The sequence below is a fragment of the Caballeronia sp. SBC1 genome, from assembly GCF_011493005.1.
Classification (GTDB): Bacteria; Pseudomonadota; Gammaproteobacteria; order Burkholderiales; family Burkholderiaceae; genus Caballeronia.
Map to the genome: position 1 here is coordinate 1,081,365 of NZ_CP049156.1, position 22,042 is coordinate 1,103,406.

Annotated in this window: 17 protein-coding genes; 7 read left to right on the forward strand and 10 right to left on the reverse strand. The window is 59.7% G+C overall.

The window, feature by feature from the left end:
* Positions 1–9: 9 nt before the first annotated feature.
* Positions 10–2,145: a prolyl oligopeptidase family protein gene (locus SBC1_RS04765; RefSeq protein WP_165087808.1), complete on the reverse strand. Its 2,136-nt coding sequence runs from the start codon at positions 2,143–2,145 to the stop codon at positions 10–12.
* Between the two features lie 277 nt (positions 2,146–2,422).
* On the opposite strand from SBC1_RS04765, the gene SBC1_RS04770 reads away from it, so the two are divergent.
* Positions 2,423–3,241, forward strand: coding sequence for a hypothetical protein (locus SBC1_RS04770; protein WP_165093063.1), 819 nt, complete (start codon positions 2,423–2,425; stop codon positions 3,239–3,241).
* 91 nt (positions 3,242–3,332) lie between these two features.
* On the opposite strand, the gene SBC1_RS04775 is transcribed toward SBC1_RS04770, so the two are convergent.
* From SBC1_RS04775 to SBC1_RS04790, 4 genes are all read right to left on the reverse strand, one after another.
* Entirely contained in the window at positions 3,333–4,451 is a 1,119-nt protein-coding gene (locus tag SBC1_RS04775) for an ABC transporter ATP-binding protein (RefSeq protein WP_165087811.1), read from the reverse strand.
* A gap of 115 nt (positions 4,452–4,566) precedes the next feature.
* Positions 4,567–5,424 (reverse strand): carbohydrate ABC transporter permease, encoded by an 858-nt coding sequence (locus tag SBC1_RS04780; RefSeq protein ID WP_165087815.1) that lies wholly within the window; start codon positions 5,422–5,424, stop codon positions 4,567–4,569.
* The gene (locus tag SBC1_RS04785) at positions 5,414–6,337 is read right to left on the reverse strand and encodes a carbohydrate ABC transporter permease (protein ID WP_306427183.1); all 924 of its coding nucleotides are present in this window, start codon (positions 6,335–6,337) and stop codon (positions 5,414–5,416) included. Before SBC1_RS04785 ends, SBC1_RS04780 begins: the two co-directional genes overlap by 11 nt.
* 175 nt (positions 6,338–6,512) lie before the next feature.
* Entirely contained in the window at positions 6,513–7,766 is a 1,254-nt protein-coding gene (locus tag SBC1_RS04790) for an ABC transporter substrate-binding protein (protein ID WP_165087819.1), read from the reverse strand.
* Positions 7,767–8,296: 530 nt separating this feature from the next.
* On the opposite strand from SBC1_RS04790, the gene zwf reads away from it, so the two are divergent.
* The 3 genes from zwf to SBC1_RS04805 all read left to right on the forward strand — a co-directional run bounded on the left by zwf (position 8,297) and on the right by SBC1_RS04805 (position 12,581).
* Positions 8,297–9,757 (forward strand): glucose-6-phosphate dehydrogenase, encoded by a 1,461-nt coding sequence (zwf, locus tag SBC1_RS04795; RefSeq protein ID WP_165087823.1) that lies wholly within the window; start codon positions 8,297–8,299, stop codon positions 9,755–9,757.
* Positions 9,758–9,952: 195 nt separating this feature from the next.
* Positions 9,953–10,675 (forward strand): 6-phosphogluconolactonase, encoded by a 723-nt coding sequence (gene pgl / locus SBC1_RS04800; RefSeq protein WP_165087836.1) that lies wholly within the window; start codon positions 9,953–9,955, stop codon positions 10,673–10,675.
* Positions 10,653–12,581, forward strand: coding sequence for a bifunctional transcriptional regulator/glucokinase (locus tag SBC1_RS04805; protein WP_165087841.1), 1,929 nt, complete (start codon positions 10,653–10,655; stop codon positions 12,579–12,581). Before pgl ends, SBC1_RS04805 begins: the two co-directional genes overlap by 23 nt.
* An 808-nt stretch (positions 12,582–13,389) precedes the next feature.
* On the opposite strand, the gene SBC1_RS04810 is transcribed toward SBC1_RS04805, so the two are convergent.
* The 4 genes from SBC1_RS04810 to SBC1_RS04825 all read right to left on the reverse strand — a co-directional run bounded on the left by SBC1_RS04810 (position 13,390) and on the right by SBC1_RS04825 (position 17,393).
* Complete coding sequence (locus tag SBC1_RS04810; protein WP_165093064.1) at positions 13,390–14,535, reverse strand: porin; 1,146 nt, start codon at positions 14,533–14,535, stop codon at positions 13,390–13,392.
* A 538-nt stretch (positions 14,536–15,073) separates the two neighbouring features.
* Complete coding sequence (locus tag SBC1_RS04815) at positions 15,074–15,853, reverse strand: ABC transporter ATP-binding protein (RefSeq protein WP_165087844.1); 780 nt, start codon at positions 15,851–15,853, stop codon at positions 15,074–15,076.
* 20 nt (positions 15,854–15,873) lie between these two features.
* Positions 15,874–16,587 (reverse strand): ABC transporter permease, encoded by a 714-nt coding sequence (locus SBC1_RS04820; protein ID WP_165087847.1) that lies wholly within the window; start codon positions 16,585–16,587, stop codon positions 15,874–15,876.
* 116 nt (positions 16,588–16,703) lie between these two features.
* Positions 16,704–17,393, reverse strand: a complete 690-nt coding sequence (locus tag SBC1_RS04825) for an ABC transporter permease (protein ID WP_165087851.1) — start codon at positions 17,391–17,393, stop codon at positions 16,704–16,706.
* 690 nt (positions 17,394–18,083) lie between these two features.
* Between SBC1_RS04825 and SBC1_RS04830 the strand changes: the two genes are divergently transcribed.
* Positions 18,084–18,782 (forward strand): pirin family protein, encoded by a 699-nt coding sequence (locus tag SBC1_RS04830; RefSeq protein ID WP_165087854.1) that lies wholly within the window; start codon positions 18,084–18,086, stop codon positions 18,780–18,782.
* A gap of 368 nt (positions 18,783–19,150) precedes the next feature.
* Here the strand turns inward: SBC1_RS04830 and SBC1_RS04835 are convergent, their stop codons facing one another.
* Complete coding sequence (locus tag SBC1_RS04835) at positions 19,151–19,723, reverse strand: periplasmic heavy metal sensor (RefSeq protein WP_165087857.1); 573 nt, start codon at positions 19,721–19,723, stop codon at positions 19,151–19,153.
* Positions 19,724–19,943: 220 nt separating this feature from the next.
* Between SBC1_RS04835 and SBC1_RS04840 the strand changes: the two genes are divergently transcribed.
* Entirely contained in the window at positions 19,944–20,666 is a 723-nt protein-coding gene (locus SBC1_RS04840; RefSeq protein ID WP_047896230.1) for a response regulator, read from the forward strand.
* Positions 20,650–22,002, forward strand: coding sequence for an ATP-binding protein (locus tag SBC1_RS04845; protein WP_165087861.1), 1,353 nt, complete (start codon positions 20,650–20,652; stop codon positions 22,000–22,002). The genes SBC1_RS04840 and SBC1_RS04845 overlap by 17 nt, the downstream gene beginning before the upstream one ends.
* The last annotated feature ends 40 nt before the right edge of the window (positions 22,003–22,042 follow it).

Here is a 22,042-nt window from a genome sequence, read left to right on the forward strand (position 1 = left end):
GATCAGCAATCAAGCGCCGCCTACCATCTGCTGCAAGAAGGTGAACGCAGTCGCTTCCACCCGCGCGATGCTTTCCGCCTCCACGCCCGCCCCGTGACCGCCGTCGCGGTTCTCCAAATACCACACACGATAATGCCCAAGCGCCTGCATCCGCGCGGCCATCTTGCGGGCGTGACCGGGATGCACGCGGTCATCAGTCGCCGATGACGTGAACAGCGCCGGCGGATAAACCGCATCGGCTTTGACGTTTCGATACGGCGAGTACGTCATCAGGAAGCGCAGGTCGTCTGCCTCCTCGGGGTCGCCGTATTCATCGATCCACGATGCGCCTTGCAGCAGCAAGTGAAACCGCGCCATGTCGAGCAATGGCACTTCGGACAACACCGCGCCGAACAGTTCCGGACGCTGGACGAGCATGACGCCGGTCAGCAAGCCGCCGTTGCTGCCGCCACGAATGGCAAGTTGTTTCGATGTCGTCACGCCCGACGCCACCAGCGCTTCTGCAATGGCGATGAAGTCATCGAAGGCGACTTGGCGCTTTTCACGCTGCGCCGCTTGGTGCCACTCCGGCCCGAACTCGCCGCCGCCCCGAATGTTCGCGACTGCGTACAACCCACCGCTCTCGAGCCATGCAATGCCCGTGGTCGCGTCGTAGTGCGGGTCGAGCGCGACTTCGAAACCGCCGTAGCCGTAGAGCAGGCAGGGCGCGGTTTCATGACCCTTGACGTTCGCCTCACGACCGATCAGCCAATAGGGGATAGCAACGCCATCGGTTGATATTGCATGCCGACGTTCAGCAACGAGTCCGGTCGCATCGAATTGAGCGGGAAGGCGTGCAAGCAGTTGCCATTCGCTTTCCGGCTGTGCGAAATCGGCGTAGTAAAGCGATGGCGGCGTGAGGAAATGTTCGACGTGAACGAGCACGGTGTCGTCGCGTTCGCTGTCGATGGAATCCACGTAAGACTGGCTCGCGGACGGCAGCGCGAAATGGCGGCGGGTCCATTCGCCTTCGTGATCGGCCGGGGGAGCAAGCAATTCCACGCGCGGCGAACCATCGTCCATCTGAGACACCACCAGCCAGTGTTTCGTGAAATCGATATCGGCGAGAACGGTTCGGCCCGACGGCGTGAACAGCACGGTGAAATTGCGTGCGCCTTTCAGGAATGCGTCGCGGCGAATAACGAGCAGCGAACCGCTCGCGTAGGTCGTGGCGCCCGCTTCGTAGGACTCGCGTGGCGTGACGAACAACCAGCCATTCCAATGCTCCAGTTCTGCGTGCAGCGGGACATCGTATTGCTGCCACTCGCCGGTGGTTTCATCGAGCCAGTATTGCAGTGTCTCGAAGAATGAGGTCGCGCGCGAAGCAAGATGCAGCTTTTCGAGTTGATCGTAATCCACGCCCGCCGAGACATCGCGACGCTTGCCTTCGAAGACCACGGGGGCATCGGCCAGCTTGGTGCCGCGCTTCCATTTGCGCGCCTGGCGCGGGAAACCGGACGTGGTCAGTGCGGGCTTTTTGCTGTGCGCGCTATCGTCCCACCCGACATACACCGTGTCGCGATCGATCCACGAGATGCCGTGCTTGCCAACATCGGGAAGCGTGAATCCGTCCTCTACAAAGCGCTGCGTTTCGATGTCGAATTCGCGCACCATGCATGCGTCGGAGCCGCCCGGCGACAGGCTGACCAACGCCCGGTCCCAGGTGGGGTAGAGCATGTCGAAATCGTGCAGCGCCCAGCGGATATCGTCTTTGGCGGCGGTCGTGTTCAAGTCGATCTGGTCGACGTCCAAAATGGTTTGCCATTCGGGCGTGCCTGCGAGCCACGATGACCAGAGGGTTCGTCTGACAATACCGAGCGGATGAACCTCGTCCTGCCATGTGTTGTAACCCCAGTCGTTATAACGAGAGCACGAAACGATTCGTTCCTGCGAGGTATAGGCGGTTTTCAAACGCGCGGTCAGCGCATCGGTTTCCGGCGTTTTACCGAAAGCGGCCGTCGTACGGGCGTTTTGCGCGTCGACCCACGTGTCGACGCGGGCATCGTCGAGAGCTTCGAGTTCGATGAACGGGTCGTCGGAGCTGGGCTTTTTCGGCGCAGATGTCCACGCAAGGTCAGGATGGTCAGCGAGGAAGGTTTGGGTCATGTCGGGAGCGTCTGCTGAGCGGCAAGCGCAGCATGGCGCCGCCGATATTGTCGGTGAACGTGGATTGTGCCTGTTCGACGCACGGGATGTGCGGCGATGTCGGTGACCCGAAGCTGCAACCTGAGCTTTGGCCGACGTCGAGTGCACAGTTTTTCGAGATGAATTTTTCGGCTAGGATGCCGTTCCCACTCGCTCGGTCGCGTAACAAATGGATCGGGATCCGGCGCATGAAGGCCCGGCACGCAGGGCCAACTATTTCACCGTTTCCGGAGCACCCTTGACTACCAACGTAAAAATCCCCGCCAACGTATTTGTGGCCACACCCAGCTACGGAGGGGTAGTGACGACGAGCTATGTCCGCGGGCTGCTTGATCTGTACGACACGGCTGACCAGCACGGGTTTGGGCTCAAGATCAATTTCAATAGTTTTGACAGTCTGATCACGCGCGCCCGCAATACGATGGTGGCGGAGTATCTCGCGGACGACCGCTTCACGCACTTGATGTGGATCGATGGCGATATCGGATTCCAGGGTTCGGACGTCGTTCGTCTTCTTCTGGCTGATCGTCCACTGGTGGCGGGCGTCTATCCGCTGAAAACCGATGGCTGGCCATTGGACGGCTTGCCGGAAGCTTTGCCGGCCGGCACGACGAAAGCCGATTTTCAGGCGAGCTTCGCCCGTTATCCGGCCACCGCGGTCTTGGGCAAACTGGAGCCGGACGAGAACGGGTTTCTAGATGTCATCGACGCGCCGACGGGATTCATGCTGATCAAACGCGAGGTCTTCCTGAAACTCGCGAGCAGTTTTCCCGAACTCCAATATCGCCCCGACCTGGTCGGAAGGCCGGACCACAGCGTCGGGAAAATGGCTGCGTCCCACTATGCGTTCTTCGACACCATGATCGATCCGCAATCCGGGACCTACCTCTCCGAGGACTATGCATTCTGCCGACGGATCGCGGCAATTGGTATTACGCCAGCAATCGATACTCGGTCGAACCTTACCCACCAAGGCTCAGCCATGTTCGAGGGCGATCTGGGCCGGAGCCTTGCGCGCCAACGCGCCGTAGATCATGCACGCGGGTCAGGGCAGTAAGCAATCGGCACGCGCCCACGCTAAGCGCCCAAAAACGAAAAGCCGCGCACCCATTCGGTTGCGCGGCTTTTTAGACTCCGAGCGCTAGCGTTCAAGCCAACCGTTCTTCCGTCTTCGAATCGAACAACACGGCTTTCGATACATCGAACAACAGCGTCATGTTCGTCAGCGGTTGCGGGTTGCTCGCCGGGTGCACGCGGCTCACCACGCGCTTGCCGTTCACTTGCGTGAACACCAGCGTATCCGGGCCCGTAGGTTCGATCACATCGATCTTCACCTCAATCGGCTGCAGCCGAGCATCTTCCACGTTATGCGCGCTACGAGCATCCGTGATCCGCTCCGGACGCAAGCCAAGAATCACGTTCTGGCCGACCTTGCCGCGGACCGCAGCAGCATCGAACGGCAGGTTCAGCACGTTGCGCGCTACGCCCGTATCAATCTCCAGCCCGATGCCCGACCCGTTCTCGACCAGCTTTCCATCGATAAAATTCATCGGCGGCGCGCCAATAAAACCCGCCACGAACAAGTTCGCCGGCGAATCGTAAATATCCTGCGGAGCGCCAAACTGCTGCACCACGCCATCCTTCATCACCGCGATCCGGTCGCCGAGCGTCATGGCTTCAATCTGATCGTGCGTCACATACACAATCGTCGTGCCAAGGCGCTGATGCAGCAGCTTGATCTCAGAGCGCATTTCGATCCGCAGCTTCGCGTCCAGGTTCGACAACGGCTCGTCGAACAGGAACATCACCGGATCGCGCGCCAGCGCACGGCCCATTGCCACTCGCTGACGCTGACCGCCCGACAACTGGCCCGGCTTGCGATCGAGCAAATGCTGGATCTGCAGCGTGTCCGACACGCGCGTCACAATCGCCTTCTGCTCATCCTTCGGCACCTTGCGAATGTTCAGCCCGAACGAGATGTTCTCGCGCACGGTCATGGACGGATACAGCGCATACGACTGGAATACCATCGCAATGTCGCGATCCTTCGGCGAGAGGTTGTTCACCGTCTTGCCGTCGATCATGATGTCGCCCTTGGTGACTGTTTCCAGTCCGGCGATCATATTGAGCAACGTGGACTTGCCGCAGCCCGAACCGCCAACGAGGATCAGGAACTGACCGTCCTCGATGTCGATGTTCACGCCCTTCAGAACGGGGACGCCGTTCGCATAAGTCTTGTATACGTCACGGATTGAAAGGCTTGCCATGCTATGAATCCTTTAATGTCTCTGCGCTGAGTATCTTCGCGCACATTAGTTGATCTTCTACCGGGAGCGCCATTCAGCACCTGAAGGCGCCCCGCCGGAATCAGCCTTCACTGCATCAGCCCTTCACCGCGCCCGCTGTCAGGCCGCGCACGAAGAACCGGCCGGCGACCATGTAGACGAGGAGGGTAGGCAGGGCGGCAATGATCGCAGCAGCCATGTCGACGTTGTATTCCTTCACGCCCGTCGATGTATTCACCAGGTTGTTCAAGGCGACGGTGATCGGCATTGAATCAACGCCGGAGAACACGATACCGAACAGGAAGTCGTTCCAGATCTGCGTGAATTGCCAAATCAGGCACACCATGAAAATAGGCAGCGATACCGGCAGCAGGATCTTCGTGAAGATAGTGAAGAAACCCGCACCGTCAATGCGCGCCGCCTTCACCAGCTCCGCCGGAATGCTCACGTAGAAGTTGCGGAAGAACATGGTGGTGAACGCAATACCGTAGACCACGTGCACAAGCACAAGACCGGTCGTGGTGTTAGCCAGTCCCAACATGCCTTGCAAACGCGCCATCGGCAAAAGGATGGCCTGGAACGGGATGAAACAGCCGACCAGCAACATGGTGAACACGGCATCGGCGCCGCGGAAGCGCCAGTGCGTGAGCACGTAACCGTTGAACGCGCCGACTATCGACGAGATCAGCACGGCCGGGATCACCATGCGCACGGAGTTCATGAAGAAGGGTTCCATGCCGTCGCAACGCACGCCGGTGCACGATTGCGACCACGCCTTGACCCACGGTGCAAACGTGAAGTGGGTCGGAGGAGTAAGCAGGTTGCCAGTGCGCAACTGGTCGAGGTCCTTGAAGGACGTCGAGAGCATCACGTAGATCGGGAACAGGAAGTACAGGGCAAACAGGATCAGCGCCGCATAGATGACGGCGCGGCTGATCGTCATCTTAGATTCCATTGCGCGTGCTCCTCGATTCCAGATACATGAGAGGCACCAGCACGGCGACGACGGTGGCGAGCATCATCATCGACGAAGCGGCGCCCAGGCCCAGTTGCCCGCGATTGAACGAAAACGTGTACATGAACATGGCCGGCAGCGACGACGACGTGCCCGGACCGCCCGCGGTCAACGCAACCACGAGGTCGAAGGTCTTGATGGTGATGTGGCAGAGAATCAGCAGCACGGAGAAGAACACCGGCCGCATGCTCGGGATCACGATACTGCGATAAATCCGCGGCAACGAAGCGCCGTCCATCTGCGCGGCCTTGAAGATTTCTGCATCCACGCCGCGCAAACCGGCGAGGAACAATGCCATGACAAACCCGGTGGATTGCCACACCGCCGCGATCACCACGCAGAAGATCGCCTTGTCGGGGTTACCGAGCCAGTCGAATGAAAAGCTTGTCCAGCCCCAGTCGTGAAAAATCTTTTCCAGCCCAAGGCCCGGATTCAGAATCCACTGCCACGCGGTACCCGTCACGATGAATGACAGCGCCATCGGATAGAGAAAGATCGCGCGCAATGCGCCTTCGTTACGAATTTTCTGGTCAAGCAGGATGGCCAGGAACAGTCCGAGCCCGACACAGATCGCAATGAACGGGATGCCGAACCAGCCGAGATTCGCAGCGGACGTCCACCAGACGTCGTTTGAGAACAGTTCGGTGTAGCGCTGGAAACCAGTGAATTCATAGCGTGGCATCAATCGCGAATTAGTCAGCGAAAGCCAGCCGGTGATAAGGATAAAACCGTACACGAACACCAACGCAATCAGCACGCTTGGCGCGAGTACCAGCTTCGGAATATATGTGTCGGCAAGCGCCGCCAGAGGCGACGTGCGGCGAGGCGGGGTGCGCGAAGTCTTGCTCGCGATACCGCTAGGGGAAGCAGCCACTTCTCGACTCCTGAAAATTTGCCGGCAAGAGTCTCAGGCCGGAACAGGGATACAACAGTTTTTAAGCCAACTCATGCTTGGGGTTTGCCCGGGCGCGCGGCCGGTTAAAAAGCCGCGCGCCCGGTATTACCGAACCAAACGCTTACTTCGCGTTTTACTTCGTCTTGGCGGCATTCGCGAGCGCTTGCACTGCGCTCTTCGAATCTTGCGTCGAGTTCATGAACTTCGTCACGACGTCGGTGATCGCGCCTGCTGTTGCGTCACCTTGAGCCATGCCGTGAGCCAGCGACGGCACATACCCGCCTGCCTTGATGGCTGTTTGTTCATCAGCATACGACTGCTTGCCGCAGGCGTCGAACTTGGCCATCGAGACACCCAAACGAACCGGGATCGAACCCTTGTACAGGCTGAACTGCTCCTGGAACGCAGGTGACATGATGGTCTTGGCGAGCGCCAGTTGTCCCGGCGTTGCTTCCTTCGAACCCTTCTGCTGGAAGAACACGAACGAGTCGACGTTGAACGTGTACTGCTTGGAGGTGCCCGGCACCGGTGCGCAGACATAGTCCGTGCCGGCGGTCTTGTTCGCGCCTGCGAACTCGCCCTTGGCCCAGTCGCCCATGAACTGCATGCCGGCCTTGCCGTTGATGACCATGGCAGTAGCCAGGTTCCAGTCGCGGCCGGTGCGGCCGTTATCGAAATACGTTTCGATCTTGCGCACCGTGTCGAACACGCCAACCATCTGGTCCGACGTCAGCGTCTTCTGGTCCAGATCGACAATCGCCTTCTTGTAGAAGTCCGCGCCCTGCGACAGCACGACGTCTTCCCACAAGGTCAGGTCTTGCCACGGCTGGCCGCCTGCTGCCACCGGAATGATGCCCTGGGCCTTCATCTTGTCAGCCAGTTCGAAGAACTCCGGCCACGTGGTCGGAACCTTGCCGCCTGCCTTGTCTAGTGCTGCCTTGTTGATCCACAGCCAGTTTACGCGGTGCACCGAGAACGGTGCTGCGACGTAGTGGCCATCGGCGTGCATGATCTTGTCGATTTCGGGCGGCAGATTCTTCTTCCAGTCGCCGGCAACCGAATCGATCGGCACGAGCACGCCTTGTTCAGCCCATTCCTGGATCAGCGGACCCTTGATCTGTGCTGCCGACGGTGCGTTGCCCGAGATGACCTGGGTCTTGAGCGCCGTCATGGCCGCTGCACCCGCGCCGCCTGCAACGGCGAAGTCCTTCCAGGTGTAGCCTTGTTTGGTCATGTCGTCTTTCAACACGCCAACGGCCTTCGACTCACCACCGGAAGTCCACCAGTGCAGTACCGACAGGGATTCAGCTGCCTGAACCGCTTGCGCCGACACGCCGCACAACAGACCTGCGGCGCCGAGCGCGCCGATGAGCTTGCGAAATTTCATTGTTTATCTCCTCCGAACACCTGAACAAAAAACGATTGGCCCCTGATGCCGCCAGGAAGCGATGGCTGGAACATGAACAAACTGAAGTGGCCGGTTATCGGCGGTGTCGGCGGGAAAAAGCCAAGCAATGTCCAGGGCAAGGAGCCTTGGGCACGCCAGCCTGGCCGGCAGACCGAACCACGGCCGCACGGCTCTCAAGAGATGAGTGTGTCGAATCGCAACTGTGTCTCCTCTTTTGATTTTTGCCCGTTCACACTGGCGTCGACCAGCGCGGCGTGCGTCCGGGGTTTTGCATCAACGCGGTTTTTGCCCCTTGCCGCGCCGTTGCCTATCTGGCAAAAGCGTCATCGGCTAAGGTCAATTACCATGCAACTAGACGTGAAACTCCGGGAAAACACGCATGTTCTGGTTGACTAAGTGTTTTTTTCCGGGATCACGTTACCCCTTGATTTGAATTGTAGTTAAACTACAATTCAGTGTCAAAAAAAATTTTATCGGACTACGGTCCTCTTGAACCCAAGCGGAGACACATGCAAAACGACTCGAATTTCACCTTTGTTCTGTTCGGCGGAACAGGCGATCTTTCGATGCGCAAGATCCTGCCGGCGCTGTTCGAAGCGCACCGGGGCGGAATGCTCGCTGAAGGCGGCAAGATCGTCGCGGTGGCGCGCGCCGCCGAAGATCGCGAGGCGTATTTGAAATGGGTCGATGAACACGTCAAGCCGCACGTGTCGAAGAATGGCGTCGACGAAACCGTGTGGAAGGGTTTCCTTGCGCGCTTCGTCTACGTTCGTCTCGACCTCGGCAAGCCGGAAGATTTCAAGCTGCTGCGCGACGCGGTGAACGAGCACGGCGGCACACGCGTGTTCTATCTGGCGACGGGACCGTCGCTGTTCGTGCCCATTTGCCGTGCGCTTGCCGATGTCGGCCTGAACGAAAACGCACGCATCGTGCTGGAAAAGCCGCTGGGCTACGACCTGAAGTCGTCGCAGGCCATCAATGACGCGGTTGGCGAAATTTTCGCGGAAGAGCAGATCTACCGGATCGACCACTATCTGGGCAAAGAGCCGGTGCAAAACCTGCTCGCGCTGCGTTTCGGCAATGCGCTGTTCGAACCGCTGTGGCGTCGCGAGTGGGTGGAAAGCATCCAGATCACGATTGCGGAGGAACTCGGCGTAGAAGCGCGCGGCGATTTCTACGACAACACCGGCGCATTGCGTGACATGGTGCAGAACCATCTGCTGCAGTTGCTTTCCATCGTGACGATGGAACCGCCGCATTCCATGGATTCCGATTCCGTACGCGACGAAAAGCTGCGCGTGCTGCGCGCGCTCAAGCCCGTCGATCCGCGCGACATCAGCAAGGTTGCCGTGCGTGGGCAATATCATGCGGGCGTGATCAAGGGAACGTCAGTACCGGCGTACGCTACCGAAAAGGGCGTGCGGCCTGACAGTCATACGGAAACGTTTGTCGCGTTGAAGGTGGAAATCGAAAACTGGCGCTGGGCTGGCGTGCCGTTTTTCCTGCGCACTGGCAAGCGGCTGGCGGACCGGACGGCGGAGATCGTCGTGAATTTCCGCCCCGTGCCGCATTCGGCGCTGGGTGCGAACGCGTTGCGCGCGGGCGCGAACCGGTTGGTGATCCGCTTGCAGCCGAATGAAACCATTCGCCTGTATTGCCTCGCGAAACAGCCGGGCGAAGGGATGAATCTTGCGAGCGTCCATCTCGATCTCGCCTTCGACAAGTTTTTCAAGGAAGGGCAGATGGAGGCATATCAGCGCCTGCTGCTCGACGTGATCAACGGACGTCTTGCGTTGTTCGTGCGGCGTGACGAGCAGGAAGCGGCGTGGCGTTACGTGGAACCGATCCTGGATGAATGGGCGGCGTCGCCGAAGCCGCCGAAGCCTTATGCATCGGGCACCTGGGGACCGGCGGCTGCAAGCGCAATGCTGGCGCAGCACGGCACGTGCTGGCTGGAAGAAGAGAATTAAGATTAGTAGTGAGACTGATGGTGAGACCGTTGTAATGGGTCGGTGGAACGTGTTCTAAGACGTACGTGCTGTAGACATGTTGCAATTAAAGCCGAGACAAATCCCGTTGCGCGACGCGAGAACCGGTTCAAGCAGTGGTTCAAGCGTTGTCGCGACGGGCGAAATGAAACCAAAACAAGGCAGCATGGAGGAGCAGTGATCGAGCTTCATACTTTTGATGAGCCAAGCGCCCAATCCGACGCATTGGCAGAAGCGGTAGGCGACGCGCTTACCGCAACGCTCGCGGCTCGCGGAGCAGCGTCGGCGGATGCCGCTGTGGCTGGCAATTCCACCCAACACGCCACGCTCGCCGTATCCGGCGGCACGAGCCCGAAGCCGTTCTTGCAAACCCTTTCGTCCTATGCGCTCGACTGGGCGCATATCGACGTCACCCTGGTCGATGACCGCTGGGTGCCGGAGACGGACGGCGCAAGCAATGCGCGCCTGGTGCGTGAGACGTTGCTGCAGAACGCCGCGAGCGGCGCATATTTCCTGCCGTTGGTGGATACGGCACGACCGCTGGACGCGCACATTGCGGATCTGAATGCCGATGCACAGCGCCGGGTGCCTGACGTTGCCGTGCTTGGCATGGGTGAGGACGGTCATACGGCGTCCATTTTCGCCGATGCGCCCGAGTGGGACTTCGCTATATCCACGGCTGACCGGTTCATCTCGGTTCATCCGGGCAGCGCACCGCACGCGCGCGTGTCGTTGTCCATGTCCGCGCTGAAGGACGTCAAGCAGCTCTTTCTGTTCATTAGTGGGCAGAAGAAACTGGATGTACTAACTGCCGCGCTTGCCGCACCGCAAAAAAACGCCATCTCCACGTTGGCACATGCTCAGGGAGTCAGGCTCGATGTCTACTGGTGTGCAAAGTAAGGCCGTAACGGTAACGGCCGGAAGTCAGCACGCCGACGGACCCAGGCTTTTGGCCGATGTTGGCGGCACGAACGCGCGATTCGCGCTCGAAAGCGCGCCGGGCGTGATTGGCGAAATCCGCGTGTATCCCGGCCGGGACTATCCGGGCATTGCTGAGGCGATGCAGCAGTATCTGAAGGACATCAAGGTGAGCCGCGTGAACCATGCGGCCGTCGCAATCGCGAATCCGGTGGACGGCGATCACGTCTCCATGACGAATCACGACTGGAGCTTCTCGATCGAGGCCACGCGCCGCGCGCTGGGCTTCGACACGCTTTTGGTCGTCAACGACTTCACCGCTTTGGCGATGGCGTTGCCGGGCCTGACCGATGCCCAGCGAGTGCAAGTGGGCGGTGGTTCGCGTCGGCAGAACAGTGTGATTGGCTTGCTTGGGCCGGGTACGGGCCTGGGCGTGTCCGGCCTGATTCCCGCCGATGACCGCTGGATCGCGCTTGGCAGCGAAGGCGGCCATGCGAGCTTCGCGCCGTCGAATGAACGTGAAGACCTGGTAATGCGTTTTGCGCGCAAGAAATGGCCGCATGTGTCGTTCGAGCGCGTGGCGGCGGGACCGGGTTTGCTGCTGATTTATCAGGCGCTTGCCGAACGCGATGGCGTTAGCGTGGCGGACGATCTCGAGTCGGCCAGCATTACGCAGCGCGCGCATGATGGCGAGGCGATTGCGCTTGAAGCCGTGAACTGTTTCTGCGGCATTCTCGGCACGTTTGCCGGCAACATTGCGGTGACGTTGGGCGCGCTGGGCGGGATATTTATCGGCGGCGGGGTGGTGCTGAAGTTGGGCGAGTTGTTCACGAAGTCGCCGTTTCGCGAGCGGTTCGAAGCGAAGGGGCGGTTTCAACAGTATTTGTCGAGCGTGCCCACGTTCATCATCACGGCGGAATATCCGGCGTTTCTGGGGGTATCGGCCATTCTGTCGGAGCAGTTGTCGAACCGCGCGAATGGAGGGTCGTCCGCGGTGTTCGAGCGGATCCGCCAGATGCGCGATGCGTTGACGCCTGCCGAGCGGCGTGTGGCTGATCTTGCGTTGAACCATCCGCGTTCGATCATCAATGATCCGATCATCGATATTGCGCGCAAGGCCGACGTGAGCCAGCCTACCGTGATTCGCTTCTGCCGGTCGCTGGGTTGCCAGGGCTTGTCTGATTTCAAGCTGAAGCTGGCGACGGGCCTGACCGGTACGATTCCGGTGAGCCACAGCCAGGTGCATCTGGGCGACACTGCCACGGATTTTGGCGCGAAGGTGCTGGACAACACGGTGTCCGCAATCTTGCAACTGCGTGAGCATTTGAACTTCGATCATGTGGAACGCGCGATCGATATCCTCAACGGTGCGCGACGGATCGAGTTCTACGGGTTGGGCAATTCGAACATCGTGGCGCAGGACGCGCACTACAAGTTCTTCCGTTTCGGCATCCCGACCATTGCGTATGGCGACCTGTACATGCAGGCGGCGTCGGCGGCGTTGTTGGGCAAGGGCGATGTGATTGTGGCGGTATCGAAGTCGGGGCGTGCGCCGGAGTTGTTGCGCGTGCTTGAGATTGCGATGCAGCAGGGCGCGACGGTGGTTGCCATCACGTCTAGCAACACGCCGTTGGCCAAGCGCGCGACGGTGGCGTTGGAGACGGATCACATTGAGATTCGTGAATCACAGATGTCGATGATTTCGCGCATTTTGCATCTTGTGATGATCGACATTCTGGCGGTTGGTGTGGCGATCCGTCGTGCGGTGCCGAACGCGGGCGCTGACGTGAGTGAAGCGATGACGAAGGTGAGGGAAGCGGGTGATGACGAGACGGGTGCGGTTCTTGACTGGCTGAGCCACGGCGCGGCGGGCATAGCACGCGATTGAAGGTGCTTGCGATGTGACGCGCCAGATTGACCGCTGCAGTTAAAAGCCGCCGATGCGAGGTTCGCATCGGCGGCTTTTTTGCGTTGTGGGGGATCGCGGCGCCACGCGCGATGTGCCAGGTGCGATACGCCATGAGGGAAGCTGAGCGCCGTGCGGATCTGGGTGCAAACTAGCTTGCCCGAGAGCACTGGTGGCGAAGCGTGTTCGTGTCAGGATTCGCGAGAAGGAGGGGTTCAAACATCTGTGGCTCTGGCGAGCACCGTGCTTTTGGGGCACCTATGAATAGAAACTGCACGCTGTGGACACTTAGGGTAGGGTGGTTTGAAAGCGTTTTCTTTGCTTCGTTTCTTTGTCGCTTTGGACAAAGAAATGACGTGCCGCCACGCACAGTGGCTAATAGTGATAAAGAAATTAGCTAACCTAAATAGACCACCAACCTTGAAAGCAGCAACCCGGCATAGACTCAGACCGCTGGCCCAAGAACCTGGCGACTGGGCACTAAACTCCCCGACCGCTAAGCCCGATCGTTAGCGCCCAGGCAATTGCCTCAATACCCGCCAGTCGAAACCTGCCCAAAGGAGACCTGACGCCCGCCGAGCACGGCCACTAAAAACCTAAAATAATCGGCGTACCTAAGGAATAAACCGACGGCAGAAGCACCAAACAAAACCCGTCCACCGGTGCCAACGAACAAATAAAAAACGGTGCGATGCCCTTTCGGACACCGCACCGATACGCGCCTCTCGCAGCAGCGTGAAAACCTTATGACTCTCTCTCTGTCGTACTTGCTCCGGCTGATTCGTTCGGCTTAGAACGAGTGCTGGATGCCTGCGTACACGCCCGTCTGGCTGTGACCCGGCAGTGGGTTGTCGGTCGAAACCGTGTTACCCGCAGCGTTCGCGTTCAAACCAAAGTTAGCGTTCTTGCTGTTACGTGCCGATGCGACCTGGATGTCCAGCAACGTACGCTTCGACAGGTTGTACGAACCGCCGACCGTGTAGATGTTGCCGTTGCCGCCACCATTGTTCGCATTGACGTGATACACCGCTGCGATCAACGCTGCAGCCGGTGTAGCTTGCCACGTCACACCGCCCCATTCCTGGTCCGTCGTCGTCGGCGTGCCGATCGGTACATTGGTTTCACCCGACGTACGCGAGGCTTGGTACACGGCCTGAAGCTTGAACTGACCGAGGAACACGTTGACGCCGGCGAAGTATTCGCGGCCGTAGCTGAACGGACCGTTCGGCGAACCCGGTTGCGGGTCGCCCAGACCACCGTTCACGTTGTTGCGGATTTCGTCGTACAAGCCGCGCACCTGGAACAGCGAGTTCGTGTAGGTGACCTGCAGGCCGCCTTCACGACCCAGCCCCGGGTTTGCCGCGCTGCCGCCGCTACCGTTGAAGCCTGTCGTGTTCGAGAAAGCGTACTGGCCGTACACGTCAAAGCCAGCAATCTTCGGCGACTGATACGACACGTTGTTGCTTGATTGCGGCCAGTTGCGGCCACGTACCAGCGACGCCGACGACCAGTTCGACTGACCGAACGGATCAAAGTCCCACACGCCGTTCGAGATGAACAGTTCACGACCCAGCAAGAGGGTACCGAACTGGTCGTTGGCGATACCGACTGTCGCCCAACGATTGAAGATGCCGTTGTTGCCCGGGCCTTGACCTGTCATGGTGTTGAAGCTGCCTTCCAACTGGAATACGGCCTTGTTGCCGCCACCCAGATCTTCGACACCCTTCATGCCCCACAGGCTCGTACCCCAGTCGCCGCTTTCCGCACGGAAGCGATTTGCGCTGCCGGTAGACACGCCAGCAGCGTTATTACTTGTAGGATTGCCTGACGTATATTCGAGACCGGCATCAAGCCGGCCGTAGAGCGTCACGCTACTTTGAGCGTGTGCTGCAACGCCGACCGTCAGCAGCGAAGCCGCGAGCAAAGCTTTCTTCATCATCTCCTCCAACCCTGTCAAAAAATAGAAGCCCAAGTGCGGCGGTAGTGGTTCGGCGCCAGCGCACCGAACCGGAAACTATTTAGAGGGGTGACACGCAAAGGGGTGGTCTCCTTGACATCCGGCGGCCCGTTGACTGAGCTCCAATGTCACAACCAACCCTTGGGATTGGTGTCTCCTCAGTTCTTTTTGAAGTAAAACTACTTTTAATGAACTTCGTTTCCGTACTTTGATTACTAATTTAGCAAAATACCTTTGTGCCGCCAAGAAAATTGTTATCAACCCATTTTCTGTCTCGAAAATGCAATGATTGATGTGTTGCGGGTTTGCACGAAGCGTGTAAAAAACAGTGAAAACCCTTTTGGGATAAGGGCTCTGGCGATTTTTACCCTTAACGCTATGGATTGACTCTATTGACGGACGATGCGCGTGGGGTTAATGCACCAAGGGCTTAAAAACGTTTGCTTGTTTAGATATAGAAACTAAAAAAGCGCCCTTCAGGGCGCTTTTGGCTGCGGAACATGGCCGATCTGTAGTTTTACTTCAGGCTGCCCGACAGAAATTGCCGAAGTCGTTCGCTGCGAGCATTGCCGAAAACGTCGTCGGGATGTCCTTCTTCTTCTATCCGGCCCTGATGCAGGAAAACCACGTGATTCGACACATTGCGGGCGAATGCCATTTCGTGCGTTACCACGATCATCGTGCGGCCTTCTTCGGCAAGCGTCTGCATCACCTTCAGCACCTCACCGACCAATTCGGGGTCGAGCGCCGAGGTGGGTTCATCGAAGAGCATGACGTCCGGGTGCATGGCCAGCGCCCGCGCGATAGCCACGCGCTGCTGCTGGCCGCCCGACAGATGCGACGGATACTGCTGTTCCAGCCGCGGCGCGAGTCCCACTTTCTCGAGATAGGTGCGCGCACGGTCCAGCGCTTCCCGTTTCGATAACCCCAGCACTTTCAGCGGCGCCTCCATTACGTTTTCCAGCACGCTCAGGTGCGACCAGAGGTTGAAGTGCTGGAACACCATGGAAAGACGCGTGCGCATGCGCTGCAATTGTTTGGGTTCGACCGCCTTCAGCGCGCCGTACTTATCCCTGAGCGTGCGGATTTCCTCGCCATCGACAAAAATCCGGCCCTGATTCGGCTGCTCCAGGAAGTTGATGCAGCGGAGCATCGTGCTCTTGCCGGACCCGGACGAGCCGATCACGCTGATCACATCGCCGGCTTTCGCCTTTAGCGAGACGCCCTTGAGGACTTCGTTGTCGCCGTACTGTTTATGCAGGTTATCGACGAAAAGCTTGGTTGCCGCTGTGTTCATGAGGTGCCGTTCCTTGAGGCTTATTTACCTTGGGGCCGCAAGTAGGCGAGCCAGCGGTACTCGGCACGGCGAAACAACCACACGAGCGCGAACGAGATGCAGAGATAGAGCAGGGCGGCAATGCCGAACGCCTGGAACGACTGATAGGTAGCGGAATTCACGTCGCGGGCAATCTTGAGAATGTCCGGCACCGTGGCGGTGAACGCGACGGTGGTCGCATGCAGCATCAGGATCACTTCGTTGCTGTAGTAGGGGAGCGCCCGGCGCAGTGCCGACGGCAGGATCACGCGCCGGTAGAGCGTAAACGACGACATCCCGTACGCGCGCGCCGCTTCAATCTCACCGTAAGGCGTCGCCCGGATCGCGCCGGCGAAGATTTCCGTGGTGTACGCGCAGGTATTCAGCGTGAACGCGAGCAGCGTGCAATGCATGCCGTCGCGGAAAAACTCGTTCAGCAGCACGTGGTCGCGGACCACTTGCAGGCTGTAGAGGCCCGTGTAGCAGAGCAACAGTTGCACGTAGAGCGGCGTGCCGCGAAAGATATACGTATAGACCCAGACGCCGCGCGACAGGAACTTGTTCTTCGATACCCGGGCGACCGACAACGGGATCGACAGGCAGAAGCCGAGCCCGATCGATACAACCAGCAGCCACATGGTGATGGCGAGGCCGGTGATGCGATAACCGTCGGTGAACAAATAGTTGCGCCAGTATTCCTGGATGATTTCGAGCATGGATTCCGCCGCGTGGGGTTACCGGGGTTGCTGTGATTTTCTTCAAGCGAGGGCGCTTGGCGCAGATGCGCCGCGTGCCGGCTGCGATTGCCTTCGGCTTCTCATGTTTCTCATGGCTACAGGTCGGCCTTGCGTACGCCCGACGAGTAGCGCCGTTCAAGCCACATCAACACAAGATTCGATATCGTGGTGATCACGAGATAAACCGCGCCCGCGAGCAGCGTGAAAAAGAAGAACCGCAACGTGCCCTTGCCGGCATCTTGCGCGGCCTTGACCACGTCCGCCAAACCGATGATCGATACCAGCGCTGTTGCTTTCACCATCACCTGCCAGTTGTTGCCAATGCCCGGCAGCGCGAAACGCATCATCTGCGGGAACATGATTCGCGAGAAGGTTTGCCACGGTGTCATGCCGTAAGCCGCGCCCGCTTCAAGCTGGCCGCGCGGCACCGAGAGGAATGCGCCGCGGAAAGTCTCGGTGAAATACGCGCCATAGATGAACCCAAGCACGATGACGCCAGCCACGAACGGATCGATATCAATCTGTTCCCAGCCCAGGAAGTCGGTGAGGTGATTCAGCCAGATCTGGATGCTGTAGAAGAGGAGCAGCATCAGCACGAGATCGGGAACGCCACGCACGAGCGTGGTGTAGATCGTGCCGACGCCCGACGAAACGCGGTTTCTTGACAGTTTCGCCGCCGCGCCGAGGAGGCCGATCACGAATGCGAACACGAGCGACAAGACCGCCAGCTTGACGGTTTGCCATGTGCCCGAGAGGATAAGCGGCCCGTAGCCTTGCAGAAACATGGTGAGTCCTTGATGACGTGCGCGTGTGTCGTGGCCTTCGCTGTTTTCGGTGTGGCCAGATTAGCCGCGCTTTTTTTGCCTGAATTTGCCTGAATTTGCGCAATCGCTCGTAACCGCTTTCTGGCGGCGTGCTTCGGGTGTTCGGTGAACCTGGGCCTCCCGCCTTGCGTGTTCCTGGTTTATCGCCACCCGCCGTCAGAAGCCGCGCTGCCGGTGTACTTTTATCTGCTACTCCGCTACTCAATAAACCGCTGGTCGGGCCCGTCCACCGCCTTTCCTGTCGTACCCTGGCGCACTGCTGCCAACCGACCGTCTTCGGCGGTGCTTATTCTAGGTGTCCAAAATTGGTGCGTTTTGTCGACAAACGCCTTTCACCCGAAAAATCGCCCCCGACTGAAGTCCGCGGACGAACTATGCGGCTTTCCCCGAGCGGCTTTCCAGCGAAGCGTCAATATCACCCGCGCCGTTGACCCTTGAAAAGGCCGGTATTCTACCCGAAGCCGACCGGTGCGCCCGGGGACCGGTCGAGGCTTTCCGTTGCCCTGATGCTTCGGCCAAATCTCCCGGTACACCCCGTGCATTGGCGCGATTGCATGCATTTTCAGGACGGTGTGGTGCCCGCGCGGGCGATTGTTTAGCGTGGTGCGTGCCCTTACATTCTCTCCATCGCAATATCACCGGGAGTTCGATATGTTCGAAATTCGACGCGCCAATGAACGCGGCCACGCTAACCACGGCTGGCTCGATTCGTATCACAGCTTTTCTTTCGCCGGCTATGACGACCCGAGGCACGTGCATTTCGGTGCACTGCGGGTGATCAACGAGGATCGCGTTGCGGGCGGGCAGGGTTTCGGGACGCACGGCCATCGCGACATGGAAATCATCAGTTACGTGCTGGAAGGCGCACTGTCGCACAAGGACAGCATGGGCAACGGCTCGACCATCCGTCCCGGCGATGTCCAGCGCATGAGCGCCGGCACGGGCGTGCGGCACAGCGAGTTCAATGGCTCGGCCACTGAAACCGCGCATTTCCTGCAGATCTGGATCATTCCGGACGCAGCGGGCAATGCGCCGGGCTACGAGGAAAAGCGTTTCGACGACGCTGAAAAGCGTGGTCGGCTGCGGGTGATCGCGTCGCCGCAGGGACGGGACGGCGCGGTGAAGCTGGGTGCCGATGCAGAGGTCTACGCGGGTCTTTTCGATGGCGATGAACGCGCGGAATTCGACGTGCCGGCGGGGCGCCGCGTGTATGTTCATGTGGCGCGGGGCACGATTTCGGTAAACGGTGAAGCACTGCTGGCCGGCGATGCCGCGAAGCTGGAAGGGGTGTCGAAGGTCACGCTGGATGAAGGCGCCAGAGCTGAAGTGATCCTGTTCGACCTGGCGTAAATTGGCGTGCATTGGCGTTGAGCCGTTGCAGACTGGTTTTTTCCGGCTTTGAACTGAAGAACGTCAAAAGGCCGCGGAAGCATTTTCCGCGGCCTTTTGTGTTCTCTAGTGCGCTTCGGATTTCCCGGGGAGCCGGGATGACATCGCGTCGCGTGTCTGCTGGATTGCCACGAAACCGTCCGTATCGAACGCCGTTTCAGCCCCCAAACACAATGTGGCATTGACAGTGTTGCATTGAGTCGACGCAAAAAAAGCCGCTCCAATGTTGATTGGAACGGCTTGGCCTTAGCCGCGCGACTGAACCGGCGGGCCTCGCCGATTCAGTCGCGCGGCCCGGATGCCCACCTCAAACAGTGCTCATACGACGCTCAAGGATTAGCGGCGGATGCTCCAGCCGGCGCACCCTGCATGCCGCGATGCTGACCCCAGCGCTCATGCATCTTTTCCCGGCGCGCTTCCATTCTTGCAAAGCGCTGCTTGAGTGCCGTGCTGACCGTGGTCTTCTGCTGGTCGTTCAGCGTGTTATAGAAGTTCAGCCACGCGGCGCTCGTCTGGTCGCGCAACTGGGCATTTTGCTGCTCGATCTTCTGATGCGCCGCGTACATGGCGTTCAGGTCGAGAATGGGCTGCTGCTTCATTGACTCCATTTGTGCATGCATCTGCTTGTGGCTTGCACGCATGGCCTCATGATTCTGCTTCATGGTGCCAAGCGCGGCCTGCCAAGCTTTTTCCTGGTCTGCGTTGAGATTCAGTTGGCTGTGCAACTTGTCCATCTCTTTCTTCATCCGCATTTCCCCATGATGCCCGCCCGGGGCGCCCATCATGCCCGGGCCCCCTGGCGGCGGCGTATCGGGCGCGGCGGCGCTGGCGGCGTTGACCCCGCCGATCGACAGGGCGAGCGCAGCGGCGGTGATGGCGAGGAATCGGGACTGCTTCAACATGGTCTACTCCTTTTTTGATTTCCAAAGCCGATCTGGCGGCGCCGTTTTGATGGTCGCGCCTTCGGTAAGTCACAGCGTAGACAGTCGCCGCAAACCGCGTGTTACGAGCAGGGGCCTCGTTATTACGCCGGTTTACTTTCGCCTTTCGCGGTAACACCCAGTAAACGTTTCTGGTGTGTTTGCAACGTGGAGGCCACGCGCAGGCGTTAAACTGCGTCGCATGGCTACTCAAATACTTGTCGTCGACGACGACGCTGAACTGCGCGACCTTCTGCGCGACTATCTGGTCCGGCAAGGCATCGAGGTATCGGTGCTGCATGACGCGGGCACCCTTGAACGGCGCCTCGAACGCGAGCGCCCGGATCTGATCGTGCTCGACCTGATGATGCCGGGCGTGGACGGACTGACCGCGTTGCGCAAGCTTCGTGCTTCGGGTGACGACATTCCGGTGATCATGCTGACGGCGCGCGCGGACGACGTGGATCGCATTGTCGGATTGGAACTCGGTGCTGACGACTATCTCGGCAAGCCTTTTAATCCGCGCGAGTTGCTGGCGCGCGTGCAGGCTGTGTTGCGCCGGCGCCGCACAATACCGTCGGCGGCCCCCGAGCAACGCGAACCGTTTTCATTCGGGCGTTTCCGGCTCGACTTCCAGTCACGCACGCTTCATCAGGACGAAACGCCGCTTACGCTGTCGGGCAGCGAGTTCGCATTGCTGAAGATTTTCGTCAATCACCCCATGCGCACGCTGACGCGCGAGCGCCTGCTCGAACTGCTGCACGGTCCGGAATACGACGGCACCGACCGCGGTATCGACGTGCAGGTGTGGCGTCTGCGCCGGATCCTCGAAACCGATCCGTCTACGCCGCGGTTTATCCAGACTGTGCGCGGACGCGGTTATGTGTTCGTGCCGGACGGCGAGCAAAATGCGTCGGCCCATTGATTCACTGTTCGGCCGGCTGGTTGTCCTGGTCATTGGCGTGCTCGTGTTGTCGCACGTCGCATGGTTCACGGTCATCCGGCTCGAGCGGGATCAAACGCAAACTCGCTACGCGGTAGAAGAGGCCGCGTTCCTGGTCGACGCCGTGCGCCAGCACATCGCGAATTCGCCGGATCAGCCGCTGCCATCGAGCGTGCGCGTGGTCGACCCCAACAGTCCTGACGTTCCCAAACCCTTCACCGACGCCGATACCAGCCACGCGCCGCCGCAGTTCGGTCGGTTTATCGACGACTTGCGGGATCGTCTGCCGGACGGCACCGACGTTCGCATGGGCGAGCCGGGCGGCCCGCCGCGCCTGTGGGTGCGAGGCGCGAAGGACGCCAACTGGATCGTTGTGCCTGTGCAACCTTTGCGTCCGCCGCGTTCGCGCGACCGGATGCTGCTCTGGCTGGCGATTATATTTTCCACGGCGGTAATGGCTGCGCTCTTTGCCGCGTGGCAATTGCAGACACCGTTGCGTTCGCTGGCGCAGGCTGTCGGGCGCTTTGGCCGGGGAGAACCTACTCCGCCGGTACCGGAACGTGGTCCGCGCGAGCTGCGGCAGTTGACCCACGGGTTCAACCAGATGGTGCGCGAAGTGGAGCAGACGGAAAGCGATCGCGCGGTCATGCTGGCGGGGGTCGCCCATGATCTGAAGACGCCGCTTGCGCGTTTGCGCCTGCGTGCTGAAATGATGGACGAAGCGAAACTGCGGGATGGCGTGGTGCGCGACGTGGATTCCATGGCGCATATCGTCGATCAGTTCCTTGTGTTCGCGCACGACGGCGCCGATCGCAGCGAGCCAGCCGAAGTCGATCAACAATGCGAGCGCATTGCGCGCAGTTATCGCGCGGTCACGGTGGGAGCGCCATCTGTCCAGACCCGGCTCACGGCCGGGCGGGATTTCGCATTGCCCGCTGCCACGCTTGACCGCTTGTTGTCGAACCTGCTCGACAACGCTCACGCGTACGGTGCGCCACCGGTTGTGATCGAAACGTTGCGCGGGACGAATGGCTGGATTTTGCGGGTCATGGACAGCGGCAGCGGGATCGCGGCACATGATCTAGTGAAGGCGAGCCGACCGTTCGTCAGGCTCGATCCGGCGCGCGGCGGCAGTGGCCACAGCGGGCTGGGGCTTGCGATTGTTGAGCGGCTGGTACGGCGGGCGGGCGGTGAATGCGAAATTGGCAATCGCCCCGAAGGCGGCCTGCAGGTCGTAATGACCTTTCCTTTTGATGTGGTGGCGCGCTCGGCCGAGATGTTGCATGGCGACGTGCTGCACGAAGCGCGCATGATGTGATTGACCATCCCGGGGCCTAGGGTGCCCGAGCGGCGGGGTT